This is a genomic window from Rhodococcus sp. NPDC060176, from assembly GCF_042728675.1.
Classification (GTDB): domain Bacteria; phylum Actinomycetota; class Actinomycetes; order Mycobacteriales; family Mycobacteriaceae; genus Rhodococcus_F.
The window spans coordinates 1,186,587-1,205,677 of the sequence record NZ_JBHWYS010000002.1 but is presented as its reverse complement, the minus strand read 5'-3'; the positions used below and the strand labels follow the sequence as shown (position 1 = coordinate 1,205,677).

The 19,091-nt window shown below is 62.7% G+C and carries 18 protein-coding genes; 7 read left to right on the top strand and 11 right to left on the bottom strand.

The annotated features are described in order from the left end of the window. Positions 1-47 precede the first annotated feature (47 nt). On the top strand, positions 48-1,082 hold the full coding sequence (gene yhjD, locus ACFWEM_RS14030) for an inner membrane protein YhjD (protein ID WP_378447719.1): 1,035 nt from the start codon (positions 48-50) through the stop codon (positions 1,080-1,082). On the opposite strand, the gene ACFWEM_RS14025 is transcribed toward yhjD, so the two are convergent. After that, positions 1,079-2,389 (bottom strand): D-alanyl-D-alanine carboxypeptidase family protein, encoded by a 1,311-nt coding sequence (locus ACFWEM_RS14025; protein WP_378534276.1) that lies wholly within the window; start codon positions 2,387-2,389, stop codon positions 1,079-1,081. The two genes, yhjD and ACFWEM_RS14025, sit on opposite strands and share 4 nt — an antisense overlap. A gap of 98 nt (positions 2,390-2,487) precedes the next feature. Here ACFWEM_RS14025 and ACFWEM_RS14020 point away from each other — a divergent pair, with 98 nt between their 5' ends. Together ACFWEM_RS14020 and ACFWEM_RS14015 are read left to right on the top strand one after the other, a co-directional pair. Continuing rightward, on the top strand, positions 2,488-2,886 hold the full coding sequence (locus tag ACFWEM_RS14020) for a hypothetical protein (RefSeq protein ID WP_378534274.1): 399 nt from the start codon (positions 2,488-2,490) through the stop codon (positions 2,884-2,886). Between the two features lie 120 nt (positions 2,887-3,006). Then, positions 3,007-3,579, top strand: coding sequence for a dihydrofolate reductase family protein (locus ACFWEM_RS14015; protein ID WP_019747666.1), 573 nt, complete (start codon positions 3,007-3,009; stop codon positions 3,577-3,579). A 62-nt stretch (positions 3,580-3,641) separates the two neighbouring features. On the opposite strand, the gene ACFWEM_RS14010 is transcribed toward ACFWEM_RS14015, so the two are convergent. From ACFWEM_RS14010 to iolC, 8 genes are read right to left on the bottom strand one after another with little or no spacing between them, the layout of a single operon-like run. Next, positions 3,642-5,147 (bottom strand): CoA-acylating methylmalonate-semialdehyde dehydrogenase, encoded by a 1,506-nt coding sequence (locus ACFWEM_RS14010; protein ID WP_378534272.1) that lies wholly within the window; start codon positions 5,145-5,147, stop codon positions 3,642-3,644. Positions 5,148-5,171: 24 nt separating this feature from the next. Further along, positions 5,172-6,056, bottom strand: a complete 885-nt coding sequence (locus tag ACFWEM_RS14005; RefSeq protein WP_378534269.1) for a sugar phosphate isomerase/epimerase family protein — start codon at positions 6,054-6,056, stop codon at positions 5,172-5,174. 3 nt (positions 6,057-6,059) lie between these two features. Next, positions 6,060-7,100 (bottom strand): Gfo/Idh/MocA family protein, encoded by a 1,041-nt coding sequence (locus ACFWEM_RS14000; protein ID WP_378534267.1) that lies wholly within the window; start codon positions 7,098-7,100, stop codon positions 6,060-6,062. Between the two features lie 26 nt (positions 7,101-7,126). Further along, positions 7,127-8,032 carry a sugar phosphate isomerase/epimerase family protein gene (locus ACFWEM_RS13995; RefSeq protein ID WP_378534265.1) on the bottom strand — a complete coding sequence of 302 codons (906 nt, stop codon included), beginning with the start codon at positions 8,030-8,032 and terminating at the stop codon, positions 7,127-7,129. Positions 8,033-8,084: 52 nt separating this feature from the next. Continuing rightward, positions 8,085-10,040 carry a 3D-(3,5/4)-trihydroxycyclohexane-1,2-dione acylhydrolase (decyclizing) gene (gene iolD / locus ACFWEM_RS13990; RefSeq protein ID WP_378534263.1) on the bottom strand — a complete coding sequence of 652 codons (1,956 nt, stop codon included), beginning with the start codon at positions 10,038-10,040 and terminating at the stop codon, positions 8,085-8,087. Positions 10,041-10,054: 14 nt separating this feature from the next. Beyond that, positions 10,055-10,927 carry a 5-deoxy-glucuronate isomerase gene (gene iolB, locus ACFWEM_RS13985; protein WP_378534261.1) on the bottom strand — a complete coding sequence of 291 codons (873 nt, stop codon included), beginning with the start codon at positions 10,925-10,927 and terminating at the stop codon, positions 10,055-10,057. A gap of 21 nt (positions 10,928-10,948) precedes the next feature. Continuing rightward, the gene (locus ACFWEM_RS13980; protein WP_021332504.1) at positions 10,949-11,848 is read right to left on the bottom strand and encodes a hypothetical protein; all 900 of its coding nucleotides are present in this window, start codon (positions 11,846-11,848) and stop codon (positions 10,949-10,951) included. Further along, entirely contained in the window at positions 11,841-12,845 is a 1,005-nt protein-coding gene (iolC, locus tag ACFWEM_RS13975; RefSeq protein ID WP_003940877.1) for a 5-dehydro-2-deoxygluconokinase, read from the bottom strand. The genes ACFWEM_RS13980 and iolC overlap by 8 nt, the downstream gene beginning before the upstream one ends. A 201-nt stretch (positions 12,846-13,046) precedes the next feature. Between iolC and ACFWEM_RS13970 the strand changes: the two genes are divergently transcribed. The 4 genes from ACFWEM_RS13970 (at position 13,047) to iri (ending at position 18,004) form a co-directional block, all read left to right on the top strand. Continuing rightward, a complete protein-coding gene (locus ACFWEM_RS13970; RefSeq protein ID WP_378534258.1) occupies positions 13,047-13,784 on the top strand; it encodes a GntR family transcriptional regulator in 738 nt (245 codons plus the stop codon). Positions 13,785-13,890: 106 nt separating this feature from the next. Beyond that, positions 13,891-15,039 carry a Gfo/Idh/MocA family protein gene (locus ACFWEM_RS13965; RefSeq protein ID WP_378534256.1) on the top strand — a complete coding sequence of 383 codons (1,149 nt, stop codon included), beginning with the start codon at positions 13,891-13,893 and terminating at the stop codon, positions 15,037-15,039. Positions 15,040-15,069: 30 nt separating this feature from the next. Then, positions 15,070-16,455 (top strand): MFS transporter, encoded by a 1,386-nt coding sequence (locus tag ACFWEM_RS13960; RefSeq protein WP_378534254.1) that lies wholly within the window; start codon positions 15,070-15,072, stop codon positions 16,453-16,455. Positions 16,456-16,576: 121 nt separating this feature from the next. After that, a complete protein-coding gene (iri, locus tag ACFWEM_RS13955) occupies positions 16,577-18,004 on the top strand; it encodes a rifampin monooxygenase Iri (RefSeq protein ID WP_378534252.1) in 1,428 nt (475 codons plus the stop codon). 35 nt (positions 18,005-18,039) lie between these two features. Here the strand turns inward: iri and ACFWEM_RS13950 are convergent, their stop codons facing one another. Continuing rightward, entirely contained in the window at positions 18,040-18,519 is a 480-nt protein-coding gene (locus ACFWEM_RS13950) for a peptide deformylase (protein WP_378534250.1), read from the bottom strand. Positions 18,520-18,748: 229 nt separating this feature from the next. Then, the gene (locus tag ACFWEM_RS13945) at positions 18,749-19,066 is read right to left on the bottom strand and encodes a hypothetical protein (protein ID WP_378534248.1); all 318 of its coding nucleotides are present in this window, start codon (positions 19,064-19,066) and stop codon (positions 18,749-18,751) included. Between the last annotated feature and the right edge of the window lie 25 nt (positions 19,067-19,091).

The window sequence follows — 19,091 nt, the reverse complement described above, 5'->3', positions numbered from 1 at the left end:
CGCGAATTCGGACTCACGACGCCTGACCGAACATGAGGGGGACGGCAATGGCTGACACGGACGACGACGCACCCAGCTTTCTGGAGAAGCAACGGGCAGCGCGACCCTGGCTCGATCATCTGGTTCGCGCCGCTGGACGGTTCCAAGAGCAAAAGGGCGACTACTATGCTGCGGGAATCACGTACTTCAGCGTTCTGGCACTGATTCCGATCATGATGGTCGCGTTTGCAGTGGCTGGTTTCGTATTGGCCGGGCATCCCGAGTACCTGGAGTCGATTCAGGAGCAGATCACCAAGAGCATTCCTGGCAGCTTGGGTGACACCATCAACACGCTGATCGATTCGGCTATCGATTCGCGCGCCAGCGTCGGAATCTTCGGTCTCCTGGGTGCCGCGTACGCGGGTCTGGGTTGGATGGCAAACGTTCGCGACGCGCTGACGGCCATGTGGGAGAGCAAGCGCGAGCCGAAGGGTTTCGTGCGTACCAAACTCGGTGACGCAGGGGCCCTCATCGGTCTCGCCCTCGCCATGGTCGTCTCGCTCGGAATGTCGGCGCTGAGTAGCGGGCCGGTAGCCACTCAGATCGTGAAGTGGCTCAACCTCGAAAACATCACCGGTGTCGGTGTGGGGCTCAGAGTCGTTTCACTGTTGCTGTCCCTCCTGGCGACGTGGGCCGTCTTCCTATGGGTGATCGCCCGGCTACCGCGCGAGCCTGTCACGCTGCGCAGCGCCGCGCAGGCGGCGCTCATCGCCGCGGTTGTGTTCGAGATCTTCAAGCAGGTGGGTGCGATCTACCTCGCTGCCGTCACCGGTGGCCCCGCGGGTGTGGCATTCGGCCCGATCATCGGTTTGCTCGTGTTCGTGTTCACGGCGTCGAGGATGCTGCTTTTCTGCACGGCGTGGGCGGCGACGACAAAGGAAAGTATGGCTTTGGCCTTCGTTCCTCCGCCCGATCCCGCAGTGATCTCGCCGCGCGTGGTTGTCAGCGATGGTGCCTCACCGTCGCGTGCCGTTGCATTGATCGCCACGGGAGCGGTTGCCGGCCTGGGTCTTTCGGGCTTCCTGCGTCGTCGGCCGCGCTAGCGCCGTCGACGGTTGAGGGCGACTGCTCCCGCCACCAACGCGATCACCACCACGCCACCGACCGCGCCGATGAGGATGCGGTCAGTGGTGTCCGATTCGCTGTCGGTGGCGGTGGGCGCTGCCGAGATCGAGCCAGGTGCAGCGGCAGACGGTGTGCGGGTGACGTCGGGCGTGGCGTCGTCGGTCGAACGGTCCGTCAACGAGCCGACGGTTGTGCTCGCTGGGAGTGCATATCCGTAGTCGAGTAGACGGGCAGCTTGCTCCCACGGACGGATCGGCTTGGCTTCGCCGCCCATCAATGTCACCAGTAGTTTCCGGCCGTTACGTTCCGCGGCACCCACGTACGTGTGGCGTGCGTCGTCGGTGAAGCCGGTCTTGCCGCCCAATGCACCGTCGTAGTTGTAGAGCAACTGATTGTCGTTCGCGAGAGTGAATCCGGGCCGGTCCTGATCATCGGGAATTGTCGGGTCCTTGGGGAAGCCGGGGAACTCGACGGTCTCGGTATGGATCAGACCGGCGAATGTCGGATTCTGCAGTGCGGTATGGAATATCACGGCCAGGTCGTACGGTGAGCTGCTCATCCCCGGGCCGTCGAGTCCGGACGGAGTTGCCGTGCGAGTATCGAGGGCGCCGAGGTCGGCGGCGAGGGCATTCATCTTCGACACGGCTGCAGCATCACCGCCGAGTTGACGGGCAAGAGCATGCGCTGCATCGTTCCCCGACGCCATGACCAGACCTTGCATCAGCTGTCGGTTGGTGTACTTACCGCCCTTGCCGATGCCGACGGCACTACCTTCAGCGTCCGCGTCCTCGGCCGTTGCAGTGATTTCGGTGTCGAGATCGAGTTCGTCGAGAGCGACGAGAGCCAACAGCATCTTGATGGTGCTGGCCGGTCGGTAGCGACCGTGCGGGTCTTTGGCGGCGAGGACCTCGCCGGTGTCAGCATCCGCGAGTACCCATCCGGATGCCGCGATGTCGGCCGGGAGCGGGGCAGCGCCGTCTGGGAGCACAACACCACACTCGCCGAGCTTGTCTCCACCGACGGGGCTTTCCGGAATCGGGACAGCAGTCGGGACCGTGGATCCGGGCGCGGGAGCTTCGGAGAGATCGATCGCCGGTGCCGGGCTACTCGTGAAGGGGCAGCTGTCGGTGTTGGGTGTGGTGAACGGCGCCTCGGTGGTGGTCGGCGGCGGCGGGGCCGGTTGGGCGCCGGCGATTCCCGAGCTACCCACGACACCGGTAAACGCAATGCTCCCTGAGAGCACTGTTCCGGCTACTGCCACTGCACACTTTCGACGCCACATCATCGATATACGAGGGTATGCGAACCAGAGTGAACGTCCGAATCGCCACGCAAGCGCGGGGACCGAAAACAGACGATTCGGTTTGTACACATAGTGGACGAATGAACTTCGCAGGTACGCGTGGACGCCGGACGCTCGCGGCAATGACACTCGTTGGAGCATTGACCGCTGTCGTCGGATGTTCCGGCGATTCGGAACCGTCGGCCGAGAGTCAAATCTCTGCCGTCGTCGGTCAGAGTTTCGAATTCATGGCCGAAAGGGACTGGGAGGCAGTGGACAGCACTCAATGCAGTTCGATGCGCAGCGAGAGTCCGCGAGTCGAAGAGTCGCCGTTCGACGACGCACTTGCCAGTCTCAGACTGGACGGTGTTGAGAACATCGTGGTGAACGGGGATTCGGCGACGGCCAACACTCGTCATTACAGCACCGAGGATCCGTCTGCGATGATGCGCGAGGACATCACATTGATCAAGGAGAACGGCGCCTGGGTTGTGTGCTGACGTCTTCGGATGCTGACGTTGCCGATTGCCGTCGATGAGTACCCCGACCACGCAGAGTCTGTAACAGTGGGGTAGTCGACTACTCGAATGGCGCACACGCACTGACGACAGGGGATCGGTATGGGCAAGATCGTGGTGACAGAATTCGTGTCTTTGGACATGGTGATGGAAGCGCCCGGTGGTGAACCGGGTTATGCGCACACTGGATGGGTCTTTCCTTACCAGGAGGGCGATCAGATGAAGTTCAAACTCGACGAAACCCTCGCCGCGGACGTGCTTCTACTCGGTCGGCGGACCTACGAGAGCTTCGCCGGTGCCTGGCCTGAGCGCGAAGACGACCAGGGCTTTGCGGACAAGATGAACGAGATGCCCAAGTACGTCGTCACGAGTTCGACCGAACCGCTCGAATGGAACAACTCGACGGCGCTCGACGGTCCCATCGAGGAATCCGTTCCGAAGCTGAAGGAGCAGATCGACGGCGAAATCCTGGTCGCGGGAAGCCGGACGCTCGTCCACGCGTTGTTGCTGGCCGGTCTGGTCGACGAGCTGCGACTGATGGTCTTCCCGGTCATTCTCGGGTCCGGCGGGAGAGTGTTCCCCGAATCGGCCGACAAGATCGACCTCGAGTTGAAGGACGATCGTCGGTACGAATCCGGAGTTCAGGTACTGACGTACCACCCTACGGTCGCGTAGACCTCTCGAAAACATCTGTGGCCGAGCCTCTTCGAGAGTCTCGGCCACAGATGTCTTGCCGGCTAACTGTTCTCGGGGAAGCCGAGGTTGATACCGCCGTGGCTGGGGTCGAGCCAGCGACTGGTGACGGCTTTACCCCGCGTGAAGAAATGAACACCTTCGGTCCCGTGGGCGTGGGTGTCGCCGAAGAGGCTGTTCTTCCAGCCGCCGAAGCTGTAGTAGGCCATGGGAACCGGGATGGGGACGTTGATGCCGATCATGCCGACCTCCACCTCGTTCTGGAAGCGTCGGGCAGCGCCGCCGTCGTTGGTGAAGATGGCGGTGCCGTTTCCGTACGGATTGTTGTTGATCAGTTCGAGGGCTTGGTCGTAGGTGTCGACACGCACGACGGACAGGACAGGTCCGAAGATTTCGTCCGTGTAGATCGACATGTCGGTGGTGACGTGGTCGATGAGGGTGGGCCCGAGCCAGAAGCCGTCAGCTCCACCATCGGCCTGAACTGTGCGTCCGTCGACCACGATGGTGGCGCCGTCCTTCTCACCTGCATCGACGTAGGAGGCGACCTTGTCGCGGTGCGCCTTGGTGACAAGCGGACCCATGTCGGAGTTCTTGGTGCCGTCGCCGGTGACGAGGGGAGTGGTGCGTTCGACGATCTTGGCCACGAGTTCATCTGCAATGTCGCCGACCGCTACGAGGGCGGAGATTGCCATGCAGCGTTCGCCGGCGGAACCGAATCCCGCGTTGACCATTGCGTCGGCGGCGAGGTCGAGGTCTGCATCCGGTAGAACGATCGCGTGATTCTTGGCGCCACCGAGTGCTTGCACGCGTTTGCCGTTGGCGGTGCCGGTGGCATAGACGTACTGGGCGATAGGGGTGGAACCGACAAACGAAATCGCCTTGACTGCTTTGTTTTCCAGGAGTTCGTCCACGGCGAGTTTGTCACCTTGGAGGACGTTGAAGACGCCGGGAGGCAGACCGGCTTCGGCCCAGAGTTCGGCGAGCCAGATAGCGGCGGTGGGGTCCTTCTCCGAGGGCTTGAGAATCACGGTGTTCCCGGCGGCGATGGCGACCGGGAAGAACCACATGGGGACCATCGCGGGAAAGTTGAAGGGGGAGATGATGCCGACGGGGCCGAGGGGTTGGCGGATGGAGTAGACGTCGACCTTGGTCGAGGCGTTCTCGGTGTACCCGCCCTTGAGGAGATGCGGTATTCCGCAAGCGAATTCGACCACTTCTTGCCCGCGGCTGATTTCGCCGAGGGCGTCGGAGAGAACCTTGCCGTGCTCGGCTGTGATGATCTCGGCGAGTTCACCTTTGCGAGCATTGAGGAGTTCGCGGAAGCTGAACAGTACCTGTGTGCGCCGGGCCAATGAGGTGTCACGCCAGGCGGGGAAGGCTGCGGCAGCCGCGTCGATGACGGTGCGGGCGTCCTCGAGGTTCGCCAGGGCCAGTCGGCCGGTGATCTGTCCGGTGGCGGGGTTGGTGACGGGGGCGGTGTCCTCGGACGTTCCGGCGAACGGCTTGCCGTCCAACCAGTGCGCGATGACACGAGTATCAGTGCTGGTCATGGTATTTCCTAGTGGTCTGGTGACTCAGGAGTTCGGGGAGGTGTACTTGGCGACGTAGTCGTTCATCGTCTCGCGCTGGTATCGGGAGACCTCGTGCGCGTTTTCGTTCTCGGCGAAGACGCTCGACACCATCACGGTGTTCTCGCGTTCGTAGAAGCCGAGTTTTCCCAGGCCTCCGAAGAATTCGTCCCAGTTGACGTCTCCGTCACCGATCTTGAGATGTTGATGCACTCGAACGGCGTTGCCTGGCGGGTTGGTGATGTAGCGCAGTCCGTGGGAACGGTGATGGTCCATGGTGTCCGCCACATGAACGAGACGGACCATGTCGCCGGCGGCCTCCATGATGGCGGGAAGGTTCCCACCCATATGGAATTGGTGGCATGCCACGATCACCATGCCGAGGTTCTTGGAGTTCACGCCGCGGATCGTGCGGATCGCGGCAAGTCCGTCTTCGACAAAATCGTCCGGGTGTGGATCGATCAGGACGTCGATTCCCTCGCGCTCGATGATCGGAATCAGTTCCTCCATCGAACGATAGAACGCCCGCTCGGACTCTTCGGCTTTTTCGGGGCGGCCGGAGAATTCGGTGTTCATGACGTTGACGCCGAGGTCGACGGTGATCTGGATGGCCCGTTTCCAGTACCGCACTGCTGCTTCGCGGGTGTCCTCGTCCGGGCCGGACCAGCGAAGGACCGGGAGCACCGAAGCGATGCCGACTCCCGCACTCGCGCAGGCCTTCCGGAATTTGGCGACGAGTGCGTCGTCAGCTTTCGGGTGATTGAAGAACGGGATCATGTCGACGTGCGGTGTGAGTTGCAGGTACTCGTACCCGAGATCGGCAACAACCTGAGGAAGCTCGAGCAGTGAGTAATCGTGGTGGAACGGTGTGGGATCGAGTGCGACCTTCATCGTTTACGCTCCGGCTACCGAGGTTCGCGGAACCATGTCGACAACTACGCGCTGACTAGACTCGAGGGACTTCACACCGGCGGCGCAGACCGCGGCCGCGGCGTAGCCGTCCCAGGCGCCGGGGCCGTCGATGTAGTGACCGGTGTCGGCGCCGGTCTTGGCGGCCTTGATCCAGCGGGCAAACTCGGTGTCGTACGCCTGCCCGAAGCGTTCGCGGAATCCTGGGGTGATCTGCCCACCCCAGTTGCCGGGCTTGCTCTTTCGGATCAGCCCCACGTCGAGTCCGATCATCGCGCTGCCGAGTTCGCCGACAACCTCGGTGCGCACCTCGTAGGCGACGCCGGTGGTGACAAAAACCTCGGCGTCGACGTGCCTACCGGATTCGGTCTCGAAGATCGCGATCTGCGGGTCCTGAATACCCGCGGGAGCCAGCGAATTCGCGGCCGGTCGGATGATCTGGACGGAGGTGATTTCTTCGTCGAGCAGAAAACGTGTCACGTCGACCTCGTGGACGAGTGAGTCCTTGACGATCATCGCGCTGTCGAAACCCTTCGGAACCGCAGGATTACGATGCGCACAGTGCACCACGAGCGGGCGACCGAGATCGCCGCTGTCGATCAAATCCTTGAGTTGGGTGTATTCGTGGTCGAACCGCCGCATGAAGCCGACCTGGATCAGCTTCTTGCCTAGCGCTGCTTCGGCTTTCACGATCGCGAGCGAACTGTCCACGTCGGTGGTCAGCGGCTTTTCGCAGAGAACAGGCTTGCCCGCTTCGAGGCAGGCAAGAACCTGCTTCTCATGGGTCGGGCCCGGGGTTGCGAGAACAACGGCGTCGACGTCTTCGGCTGCGATGGCATCGAACGGGTCGACGACGACGCGCGCCCCTGGCGTCAGTGCTGCGATTTCCTCGGCGCGGGCCAGCGAGTAGTCGTTGACGACGGTGACGCGGGCACCGCCGATCTTGTTGGTGATGCGGTCGACGTGATCGGCCCCCATGATGCCGACGCCGAGCACTGCGATCCGGAGATCCTGGTTGTCAGACATGCGGTGGTACTCCTCGATTGTGTTGCTCAGCTGAAACGGACGGCGGGGACGCCACAGGTGGACAGGTACTTCTGGGTGCGCGCTGCGATGGGCAGCGGTGTGTCGGGATGGCAGGGATACATGTCCTGCTCGACGATCGCGAACACGTCGATGCCGAGCTTCTCGATGGCCTCCAGAAGCGGTGGCATGTCGGGGATTCCGCGCGGCGGTTCGATCATGGCACCGAGTTTGACGGCCTCACCGAACGGCAGGTCCTCCGCCTCAACCTTGGCGACGATCGCCGGATCCACCTGCTTGAGGTGTAGGTACCCGATGCGCTCCGGATGTTTGTCGATAATTGCGAGATTGTCGCCGCCGCAGTAGCTGATGTGGCCGGTGTCGAGACACAGATTCACGAAACGCTCGTCGGTCCCTTCGAGGAACTTGTAGACGTTGTCCTCGATGTCGACGTGACTGTCGGCATGAGGGTGGTATTGCGCCATGACGCCGTACTCCTCGAGCATTGCCTTCCCGAGAGCGTTCATGCCGTCGGTTTTCTTACGCCACTGCTCGGGCGTCAGATTGCGGTCTTCGAGTACCGCTCCGGTGGAAGGGTCGCGCCACATCTCAGGGATGACCACCACGTGCTTGCCGCCGACGGCTGCGGTCAACTTGGCGACGTCCTTGATCTGATTCCAGACGGCATCCCAGGAATCGTCCTGGTGCAGATGTTCGAAAACGGTACCGGCCGAAAGCTTCAGGCCGCGGGCACCGAGTTCGTCCGTCAACTTGGCTGGATCGGTCGGAAGGTATCCGAACGGGCCGAGTTCGATCCATTCGTATCCCGACGCGGATACCTCGTCGAGGAATCGTGTGTAAGGGGTCTGCTGTGGATCGTCCGGAAACCACACGCCCCAGGAGTCGGGGGCTGATCCGACGCGAATCGCGCTCATGTCTAGATTCCTTTCGCGGGCAAGCTTGATGGGGTGTGGTTGTGCGGAATTTTCATTCGGATGGACGAAGATACGGTCGCTGGATCTTCTTCCAGGACTCGTACGTTGTCCGTGCTTTCTTGGTGGACTCCAGTTCGGAGGTGGCCGATACCGGTACATCCCACCAGGATTCGCTGTCCGGGGCGCCGATCAGCGGATCGGTTTCGACGTGGATGACGGTGCTGGTATCGCTTGCTTTGGCAACTTTGATCGCGTCGGCGAACTCGGCAGCGGTGTTGGCGCGGATGACGTCGACACCGAGGCTGGCAGCGTTCGCGGCCAGATCGACCGGGAGAACCCCTCCGTCGAGACGTCCGTCATTCGAGCGGTAGCGGTACTGCGTGCCGAAGCGCTGGGAACCGAGCGACTCGGACAGCGAACCGATGGAGGCAAATCCGTGATTTTGCACCAAAATGACGATGACCTTGAGGCGTTCCTGCACGGCGGTGACCAATTCGGTGGCCATCATCAGATAGGAACCGTCGCCGACCATGACGAACACGTCGCGATCGGGACAAGCCATCCGGACGCCCAGACCTCCCGCAACTTCGTATCCCATGCAGGAGTATCCGTATTCGACGTGATAGCCCTTCGAATCGCGAGTACGCCACAGCTTGTGGAGGTCACCCGGCATGGACCCGGCAGCGCACACCACGACGTCACGTGGATCGGACAGAGTGTTGACCAGACCGATCACCTGATTCTGATTCAGCGACCCGTCGGCTGCAGGTTCGGCCGGGTTGTAGACGGATTCGACGACAGCATCCCAATCGCGAGCGAGTTCACCGATCCTGGACGCGTACTCGTCGTCCACCCGGTAGTCGCTCAGTGCGAGCGCCAGGGCGTCGAGAGCCTCACGCGCATCGGCCACCACACTGACACCGCCCTGCTTCACGGAATCCAGTGAAGCGACATTGATGTTGACGAAGCGAACGTCTGGATTGGTGAAGGCGGTGCGGGATGCGCTCGTGAAATCGCTGTACCGCGTACCGATTCCGATGACGACGTCCGCATCGGTGGCCAGAGCGTTTGCAGCGGTGGTGCCAGTGGACCCCACTGCTCCGACGGATTGTGGATGGTCGTATTCCAAGGAACCCTTGCCGGCCTGGCTCTGCCCCACGGGGATTCCGGTCTGCGCGCAGAACGCTGCCAGAGAGTCCGTGGCCTGGCTGTAGATGACGCCGCCGCCCGCGACGATCAGCGGCTTGCGAGCCGAACGGATGATCGCGGCGGCGCGTTCGATCACCGATCTCTCGGGGAGCGGACGGGCCACGTGCCAGACTCGTTCGGCGAAGAACGACTCGGGCCAGTCGAAAGCCTCGGCCTGTACGTCCTGCGGGATGGCGATGGTGACTGCGCCGGTCTCGACGGGGTCGGTGAGAACTCGCATGCCGGCCAGCAGAGCACTCGGCAACTGTTCCGGGCGCCATACCCGATCGAAGTATCGCGAGACCGGTTTGAAAGCGTCGTTGACTGTGACGTCACCGCTCGACGGGAGTTCGAGTTCCTGCAGGACCGGGGCACTGGCTCGGGTCGCGAAAGTGTCTGCGGGCAGAAGTAATACAGGTAGACGGTTGATGGTGGCCAGTGCCGCGCCGGTGATCATGTTGGTGGCGCCCGGGCCGACGCTGGACGAGACCGCCCACGTCTGCAGGCGGTCCTTCATGCGGGCGTGGGCGACTGCCGAGTGCACCATCGCCTGCTCGTTGCGTCCGAGCACGTAGGGGAGCGTCGGCTCACGGCCGGCGTCGAGATCCTGGATCTCGGCCTGCAAGAGTGCCTGCCCCAGTCCGGCGACGTTGCCGTGCCCGAAGATTCCGAAGCAGCCGGCAAACAGCTTGGTGCGCTGGCCGTCGCGTTCGGTGTACTGGTTGGCGAGGAAGCGGACGACAGCTTGAGAAACGGTGAGGTGAACGGTCGGCTCGTCGCGAGGTAGACGATTGCCGGTTGCGTTGTTGGTGGGTGCCACAGCTTTCACTTCCGTCAGTTGTGGGACTGCAACGGCAGTCGAGGGTCGATGTCCTGGTGATCCCAGCTTCCGCGCAGCCAGGTGTGTTGCGGATCGTCACAGATGTTCCACGCCCGGATCTCGCCCGAACCTGCCATGACGTTGAGGTAGTACATGTGGTGCCCCGGCGCTGCGATGGACGGGCCGTGATAGCCGTGCGGTACGAGGACGACGTCGCCTGAGCGGACTTCCTCGAGCACCTCGATAGGTCTCTCGGCAGTTCCGTACACGCGGTGGTAGCCGAATCCTTCGGTGCCGGTCGGACTTCGGTCGATCTCGAAGTAATAGATCTCTTCGAGGGCCGATTCGACGTCGCTGTTCTCGTCGTGTTTGTGGCTGGGATACGACGACCAGTTCCCGCCGGGGGTGATGACCTCACACGCGATGATGGAGTCGGCCTCGAAGGTGTCTGCAGTGGCGAAGTTGTGAACCTGTCGGCTGCAGTTCCCGGCACCGCGGAGCTCGACCGCAACTCCTGAAGCCGGGCCGTAGCGATGGGGGAGCTTGGCGCCGGCGCGTGCTCCGCACAGAGCGAAGCGGCCCCCGTCAGCGCTGCTGACCGAGTAGTCGGCGTCGCGTCCTACGTACGCGAAATCGCTCGGACCGTCGAAAACCGATGCGCGGCCAGTCAGGGGAATCTCCGTCCCCTCGGCAACAACCAGGGCCGAACCCGCCAGTGGAACGACGATGATCTCGTTCTCGCCGGACTGCAGGTGGACGTTCGCACCCGGGGCGAGTTGGAGTGTCCACAAGCTGGATTCGGTCCACCCGGCGGACTCCGGCGTGACCACTGTCGTGAAATCACCGTCGGCGGACGATCCGGCGGGGACGTAGTACTTGCTGAACATCTTGCTCCTGCCAGGTCGGTTCTAGTGGACGAGTTTGACGGCGGTGTCGACGGCCGCGGTCACGTCACCGTCGGGTGGGTAGAGCAGCGCGCGCCCGACTATCAATCCGCGCACGGACGGCAACTGAAGGGCAGCGTCCCACTTTGCGTACGTTTCTTCCGGCGCGATCTGCGGGTCGCCGCCCAACAGGAGCGTCGGGAGAGTCGTCGCATCCATGACCCGTTCCATCTCGTCGACGACTGGCAACTTCATCCACGTATACGCCGAGGTGGAGCCGAGGCCCTGGGAGATATGGATGGACTTGATGACGGCGTCGGGGCTGAGATCGTTGACCACCTTGCCGTTTACGCGACTGGAGAGGAACGGCTCGAGCATCGCGATCAGTCCGGCCGCGGCCAGTTCGTCCACTGCTTCCGCACATGCCGTCATGGTGGGCAGAGTGCCCGCGTCGTCGAGTGCGATGCGCAGCAGCATCTTTCCGCCGTTCATGCCGAACTTTGCGGTGCCGGCCGCGGTGTATCCCGTCATGCGGTCGTCGAGTTCGAAGCTGGCGCCTGCCAGGCCGCCGCGGTTCATCGACGAGAAGACGACCTTGTCGTCGAGGGCGCCGAGGAGGAGCAGATCGTCGAGAATGTCCGCAGTACCGAGAACGCCGTCGACTCCAGGATTGTCGAGAGCAGTGCGCAACCGGTCCAGCAGATCGGTACGACTGTTCATCGCTGTCGGCTTGCCGCCGACAGACAGCGCCCCACGCGCCGGATGATCGGCGGCGACGATCATGAGCCGGCCGTTGCCTCGAACAGTGGCGCGAGGAGTTCGTGCAGCCCAGGCCTTTTCGATGATCTGCGGATCGCTCGCACGCAGTTCCGTCACTTCGGCGTAGGTGGTGGCGAGGGGGCGGGCGGCGAGCTTGTCAGACATTGACTGCCTCCGTGGCTGTGGCTTCGGCGAGATCGTGGACTTCTTCGGCGGTCGGCATCGCGGTGGAGCATTCGAGCCGAGATGCGACTATCGCGCCGGCCGCGTTGGCGTAGCGCAGTACCTTCTCCAGCGGCCATCCGGCCAACAGTCCGTGGCACAGTGATCCGCCGAAGCTGTCGCCTGCTCCCAGCCCGTTGACCACGTCGACGGTGTTGGGCGGCACGGTGATCGACTGCTTTCGCGTTTTGCCGAGTACACCCTTCGGGCCCTGCTTCACGATGGCCAGTTCGACTCCGAGGTCGAGAAGCGCGTCCGCAGCCTTGTTCGGGTTGGTCTCACCGACAGCGATTTCGCACTCTTCACGGTTCCCCACGGCTACTGTCACGTGTGCGAGGGCGCGCTGTACCTGCGTGGTCGCGTCCTGCGGCGTCGACCAGAACATCGGGCGGTAGTCCAGGTCCAGAACGGTGAGCGGGCGCCGTTCGCGGGCTTCCCAAGCGGCGAAGTGTGCGCTGCGGCTCGGTTCTTCGGACAGCCCCGTCACAGTCGACCAGTACAGCGAGGCTGTTCGAACGGCGTCGAGGTCGATGTCTTGCGGGGTGATCCGAAGATCAGGTGCATGCGGCTTGCGATAGAAGTACAGAGGAAAGTCGTCCGGGGGGAAGATCTCGCAGAACGTCACCGGTGTCGGATACTCCGAATTGGTGACGACAAACCTGTTGTCGACACCGAGACGTGCCAATTCGCGTGTGACGAACTTCCCGAAGGGGTCGTTGCCGACGCCGGAGATCAATGCTGCTCGCCGACCGAGGCGCGCGGCCGCCACCGAGACATTGGCTGCGCTGCCGCCGAGGAACTTGCCGAACGTCTCGACGTCCTCGAGTCCGACACCGGTCTGAAGTGGGTAGATGTCCACACCCGATCGGCCGATGGCAAGCACGTCGAAGGGTGCGTCAGGGATGTGCGACCCGCTCTGGTGAGTGTTGATGCTTGTCAAAACTGACTCCCGAGAGTTCGTGGTGGGTTGCCCACGCAGGGCACCGATGTATGACTGAAACTGTGCGCCGCGACACAGCGATTGTCAATAGTTTGTCTGGACATTATGACTTGCGGTCAAGTGAATGTTAGTGTTCGCATACACTGCCGAGAGAAGTAGCGTCGATACGGCGCCTTCCCAAGTCAGAGATCGGAGTTGACCGTGGTCGCAGCACTCGCCGTCGAGTTGGACCGCTCGAGCCCGGTGCCGCTGTATTTTCAGCTGGCCCAGGCAATCGAGGGCGCTATTCTCGGTGGCGACCTTGCCCCAGGCGATCGCTTCGAGAACGAACTTGCGTTGGCCAAACGGCTCAATCTCTCGCGTCCGACCACACGGCGCGCGATCCAGGAATTGGTGGACAAGGGCTTACTTGTTCGCAAGCGGGGTGTCGGAACTCAGGTGGTGCAGAGTCCGGTGCACCGCCCTGTCGAGCTCACCAGCCTGTTCGACGACTTGGCGAGGGCAGGCCAGGCTCCGACGACCAAGCTCCTCGAGTTCACGGTGGGAGTTCCCGGCGAGGACGTTGCCGCGGAGCTCAACCTCGAACCTGACGCCGAAGTGGCCACCATCAGGCGTCTGCGGAGCACCAACGGCGAACCACTGGCAGTGATGACCAATTACATTCCGGTGGACATCGCACCCGATCCCGAGGAGTTGGAGACGCAAGGGCTGTACCAAACCTTGCGAACTCGCGGCGTTCACATCCGTGTGGCGCGGCAGCGAATCGGCGCTCGGGCGGCGACTCGCGAAGAAGCAGGATTGCTCGACGAGAAAGTGGGTGCTGCCCTCTTGACCATGAGCCGCACTGCATTTGACGATTCAGGTAGTGCCGTCGAGTTTGGCAGCCACTGCTACCGAGCGTCGCGTTACTACTTCGACACCACTGTGGTCGACCGCTAGATCTCGATCCCGGTGACACGAGTACCCGCCTGACTGAGTCAGTGGGGGTGATTCGTGAACCCAGAATTTCTGCGATCCTTCGATCATTTGACCCGAATGGAGCCTCATGACAGGCATTTCTGTAGCAGTTGCCGGATTCGGATGGATGGGCCGCGTACACACGCAGGCGTATCTGCGTTTGCGGCAGCACTATCCCCAGCTTCCCGTGATCCGCCTCGCTGCCGTCGCCGACGAAGTGCCGGGCCGAGGGGAGGAAGCAGCGGACCAATTCGGTTTCGACGCTTTCACCCAGGACTGGCGCGATATCGCAGCCGATCCGGCGATCGACGCGGTGAGCATCACGGCCCCGAACTTCTTGCACCGTGAAATCGGCGTCGCAATGGCAGAGGCCGGCAAACACATCTGGATCGAGAAGCCCGTCGGGTTGTCCACGGAAGACGCGAAAGCTGTTGCAGCAGCTGTCTCGAAGGCCGGTGTGCAGTCGAGCGTCGGCTTCAATTATCGAAATGCGCCGGCCGTGGCCCTGGCAAAAAGCCTGATCGAGTCGGGGGAGCTGGGCACGATCACCCATTCGCGTTTTCGCTTCCTCAGCGACTACGCGGCGCACCCCGAAGGCGCTTTGAGTTGGCGGTACGAGCGTGAGCGCGGCGGCGCCGGCGTCCTGGGTGACTTGGCTTCGCACGGTATCGATCTCATCCGTCATCTCCTCGGCGACGTCGACGCCCTCGTTGCGGATACTGCCATCTTCATCCCGGAGCGGGCGCGACCGTCCGCAGCAACCAGTGGACATGCCCGCGCCAGCGGCGGAGAGATGGGGGCTGTCGAGAACGAAGACTTCGTCAGTGCACTGCTGCGCCTCGGTTCGGGTGGCCGCTGCACCCTCGAAGCGTGCCGAGTCGCCGTGGGAGAGCAGAACAACTACGGATTCGAGATTCACGGCACGAAGGGCGCCGTGTTCTGGGACTACCGCCGGATGGGTGAACTGGGCACCAGCCTCGGCTCGAAGTACCAGGACCAATCCGTCACGACGGTGTTGGTCGGCCCCGAGTCGGGTGAGTTCGGCCGCTTCCAGCCCGGCGCGGCCAACGCGATGGGCTACGACGACCTGAAAGTGATCGAGGCTCGCAATTTCATCTCCTCGATCGTGGGTGGAGCGCAGCAGGGCGCGACCATCGCTGATGCAGTCGCGTCGGCGCAGGCTCTGGACGCGATGGTTGCCTCGGTGTCCTCCGGCGGTTGGATCACTCTCGGCTGATCGACAGCGTCTCCGAAAGGCTCTGGTGCAGTGACATTTCCCCGCGGGCCGGCGCTGCTGGTGGCAGCAGCGCTGTTCATGGAGATGCTCGACGCGACGATTCTCACAACGGCGCTGCCGTCGATCGCCGAATCATTCGGAGTCGCTGCCGTCGACGTCAATGTCGCCGTTTCTTCGTATCTCTTGGTGTTGGCAGTCTTGATTCCGGCGAGCGGATGGATGGCCGACAGATTCGGAACGCGGCGTGTCTTCATCTTCGCCATAGCTGTTTTCACGGTGGCATCGGTGGGATGTGCACTCAGTACGTCGCTCCCGATGCTGGTGGGAATGCGCGCATTACAAGGGGTAGGCGGCGCCATGATGGTGCCGGTGGGGAGGCTCGCAGTATTGCGGGTGACGTCGAAGGCGGAACTGGTACGGGCTATCGCCTACCTGACGTGGCCGGCGCTCACAGCGCCGGTTCTCGCGCCCGCTCTGGGTGGAGCCATCGTGTCGATCGCGTCGTGGCGCTGGATATTCCTGATCAACGTCCCGATCGGGATCGTCGGGTTTCTCCTTGCATTGCGCATGGTGCCTGAAATTCGGGCAGCGCAGAAACGAAGCCTCGACTGGCTGGGCCTGGTGGCGATCGGAGCGGGCGTCGCCGTGCTCGTTGTGGCACTCGACAGCGTGCACAGTTCCGGGACCGATTGGATTCGAGTGGGACTCGGGATCGTTGTGTCTCTGATCTTGTTGACCTTGGCCGTCATTCACCTCCTCCGGTCGGATCACCCGCTCATTGCGCTCGGGGTCCTGCGGCTCCGATCCTTTCGGATTGTCGCGTCGAGCGGCTCGCTGTACCGGCTCGTGATCATGGGTGTGCCGTTTGTGCTGCCGCTGTTGTTCCAAGTGGGATTCGGAATGCCGGCGTTCAAGGCTGGTCTGCTGGTGATGGCTCTGTTTGTGGGCAACATCGCGATCAAACCGCTCACCACGCCGCTCATGCGCAGGTTCGGGATCAGACGAGTTCTGGTGGGGAACGGCGTTCTGTCGGTGGTGTGCTTCGGTGCGCTTGCACTGATTTCGTCGTCGACACCGGACGGAGTTGTCGCCGTGGCGCTGTTCGTCAGTGGCGCGCTGCGATCAATCGGGTTCACCGCGTACAACAGCTTGGCATTCGCCGAGGTCGACTCGGGGGAGCTGACCGATGCCAACACCTTGCATGCAACCCTGCAGGAGCTGGCGTCCGGTCTGGGTATTGCGCTGTCCGCGTTGGTGATCACGCTTTGTACGCCGCTGGCGGAGTCCGGCGATCTTGGCGGAGGAGCGCCGTTTTCGCTGACACTGGGTGTTCTCGGGCTCATGCTCGTGCCGACGGTGATCGAGAGTTGGCGGCTCCCGCACGGTACAGGCGCTGCGGTGTTGGCGCGCCGATGAAGAGGGGCCTCCCGCCACTTTCATCATAACGCGGGACCGGGGGCTTGCGGCAAGGCCCGGGTGATGGTGCAGACTCGGCTGCTGCGAGCAAGCAAATGCCTTGCCCGGAGGAGGGGTTTGCATGAGTGACGTCATCATCGTCGGTGCCGGACCAACCGGATTGATGCTGGCAGGCGAGCTCCGGCTACATGGCGTCGACGTCGTTGTCATTGACAAGGACGAGGAGCCGACCCGGTTCGTCCGTGCCCTCGGCATTCACGTCCGCAGCATCGAAATCATGGAACAGCGCGGGTTGCTGGACAAGTTCCTCGCGCACGGACGCAAGTACCCGCTCGGCGGATTCTTCGCGGGGATCAGCAAGCCGGCACCCGCTCACCTCGACACTGCGCACGGATACGTACTGGGCATACCTCAGCCCGAGATCGACAGGATTCTTGCCGAACACGCCACCGATGTCGGCGCGGACATTCAGCGAGGGAAGCGCGTCGTCGCAATCCGTCAAGACAGTGACAACGTCACAGCGGAATTGTCGGACGGCACAACACTTCACGCGCGGTACCTCGTAGGCTGCGACGGTGGGCGTAGCACCGTTCGGAAGCTGATCGACGTCGGGTTTCCCGGCGAGCCGTCGAGCGCCGACACGCTGATCGGCGAAATGGACGTGACAATGCCGGCTGATGAACTGGCCGCCGTTGTCGCCGAAATCCGGGAAACGCACAAACGATTCGGAGTCGGTCCCGCCGGCAATGGTGCTTTTCGCGTCGTGGTACCAGCGGCCGAAGTTGCCGACGGTCGCGCGGTTCCGACCACCCTCGACGACATCAAGCAGCAGCTACTGGCCATTGCCGGCACCGACTTCGGTGTGCACTCGCCGCGGTGGCTCTCGCGCTTCGGCGACGCCACCCGTCTGGCGGAGCACTACCGCCGTGACCGGGTTTTCCTCGCCGGCGATGCCGCTCACATCCACCCACCGATGGGCGGGCAAGGCCTCAATCTCGGTGTCCAAGACGCCTTCAACCTGGGCTGGAAGCTCGCCGCAGAGATCAACGGCTGGGCACCGGAGAGCCTGCTCGACACTTACGAATCGGAACGGCGTCCGGTGGCTGCCGACGTTCTCGATAACACGCGCGCGCAGGCGGAGCTGATCTCCACCGCGGCCGGTCCACAAGCCGTGCGACGCTTGATCTCCGAGCTGATGGACTTCGAAGACGTCAAGCGTTATCTGACCGAGAAGATCACTGCGATCTCGATTCGCTACGACTTCGGCGAAGGCGACGACCTACTCGGTCGGCGGCTGCGGAACATCGCGTTGACGCGCGGCAACCTCTATGACCTGATGCGATCCGGCCGCGGACTTCTTCTCGACCAGGGTAGCCAACTGGCGGTAGATGGTTGGAGCGATCGAGTCGACCACGTGGTCGATACCAGCACCGAATTGGACGCACCGGCTGTCCTCCTTCGGCCGGACGGTCACGTGGCATGGGTCGGGGATACTCAGGCGGAGTTGGATACTCAGCTGTCCAAGTGGTTCGGCCGGCCAACGGCGTAGGGCTATCTGGTTCCACCTCTAAGCCGACTGGTCGCTTAACACGCCGGCCAATGGGCTGTGTATTGATCCGATACTTCGTCGTGGTCGCGATAGAGCTGTTTGCGTTTGCGCGTTGGAAGTCGGTCGCCGAAGACAATGCCGTTGATGTGGTCAGTTTCGTGTTGGAAGCAGCGCCCGAGGGTGCCACCTGCAGTGATTTCGATCGGGTTGCCGTATTGATCGTTTCCGCGACAGGTGGAGAAGTCGGGTCGTGCGAGGTCTGTGTAGGCACCGGGTAGGGACAGACAGCCTTCGCAGTAGTCGACCAGCTGCCGGTCGACTCCTTCAGGAAGGTCAACGACCGGGTTGCAGACGACGCCGGTGCGTTGCGTCCCTACCTCTTCAGTGCAGTCGTAGATGAACACCGCGAGGTCGACGCCGATCTGTTGAGCTGCGAGTCCTGCGCCGTGTGCGGCGGTGTTGGTAGCGAACATGTCTGCCAGCAGATCTTGGAGATCGCTGCCGAATTCAGTCACTGGCCGAGCTGGCGCATGAAGGACAGGGGTGCCCCAGCGAATGATCGGTTGCGCGGTACCTAGGCGGAGAAGTTCGGAGACAGGCATGAGGTTCATGTTCCGCTCTGCTCCTGCCCAACGCAACGAGAGTGTTCGCGTTCGGCCGCTATGCACCTCACTGCCGTGCAGCGCCGGTTTACTCTCCCGCGTCGCGCGGACCGCTGTCTGAACATTGGATCTGGTGTAACTTTCAGTCAGCGTGCTTGGCTGTCCCTTCGCCTCCGCGCTGTCGAGCCCTACCGGGATTGATGTGGAGCCGAACACCCTCGTAGGCGACTGTGTACGGCACATCGTCGTCGTTGTCCGGGTCGCCGGAGTCCGCAGGATCCGGAAGTTCCGCGATCTGTTCGATGACAGTCTGTGCTCGCGCCGCACCGGGATCGAACATCTCCTGAAACGGCCCGACGAACGACCCCCCAAGCCCGCGGCGCCTTGCCCGAACAGCCGCCCACCCGAACACCGCCAACGGGCCGATCATGGCGAACAGCACTAACAAGTCCCACCCCATGCCACGAGCGTACCGACCGATCGGC

Coding starts and splice junctions, on each gene's coding strand:
- yhjD (WP_378447719.1), top strand. CDS start 48: ATGGCTGACACGGACGACGACGCACCCAGCTTTCTGGAGAAGCAACGG.
- ACFWEM_RS14025 (WP_378534276.1), bottom strand. CDS start 2,389: ATGATGTGGCGTCGAAAGTGTGCAGTGGCAGTAGCCGGAACAGTGCTC.
- ACFWEM_RS14020 (WP_378534274.1), top strand. CDS start 2,488: ATGAACTTCGCAGGTACGCGTGGACGCCGGACGCTCGCGGCAATGACA.
- ACFWEM_RS14015 (WP_019747666.1), top strand. CDS start 3,007: ATGGGCAAGATCGTGGTGACAGAATTCGTGTCTTTGGACATGGTGATG.
- ACFWEM_RS14010 (WP_378534272.1), bottom strand. CDS start 5,147: ATGACCAGCACTGATACTCGTGTCATCGCGCACTGGTTGGACGGCAAG.
- ACFWEM_RS14005 (WP_378534269.1), bottom strand. CDS start 6,056: ATGAAGGTCGCACTCGATCCCACACCGTTCCACCACGATTACTCACTG.
- ACFWEM_RS14000 (WP_378534267.1), bottom strand. CDS start 7,100: ATGTCTGACAACCAGGATCTCCGGATCGCAGTGCTCGGCGTCGGCATC.
- ACFWEM_RS13995 (WP_378534265.1), bottom strand. CDS start 8,032: ATGAGCGCGATTCGCGTCGGATCAGCCCCCGACTCCTGGGGCGTGTGG.
- iolB (WP_378534261.1), bottom strand. CDS start 10,927: ATGTTCAGCAAGTACTACGTCCCCGCCGGATCGTCCGCCGACGGTGAT.
- ACFWEM_RS13980 (WP_021332504.1), bottom strand. CDS start 11,848: ATGTCTGACAAGCTCGCCGCCCGCCCCCTCGCCACCACCTACGCCGAA.
- ACFWEM_RS13965 (WP_378534256.1), top strand. CDS start 13,891: ATGACAGGCATTTCTGTAGCAGTTGCCGGATTCGGATGGATGGGCCGC.
- iri (WP_378534252.1), top strand. CDS start 16,577: ATGAGTGACGTCATCATCGTCGGTGCCGGACCAACCGGATTGATGCTG.
- ACFWEM_RS13945 (WP_378534248.1), bottom strand. CDS start 19,066: ATGGGGTGGGACTTGTTAGTGCTGTTCGCCATGATCGGCCCGTTGGCG.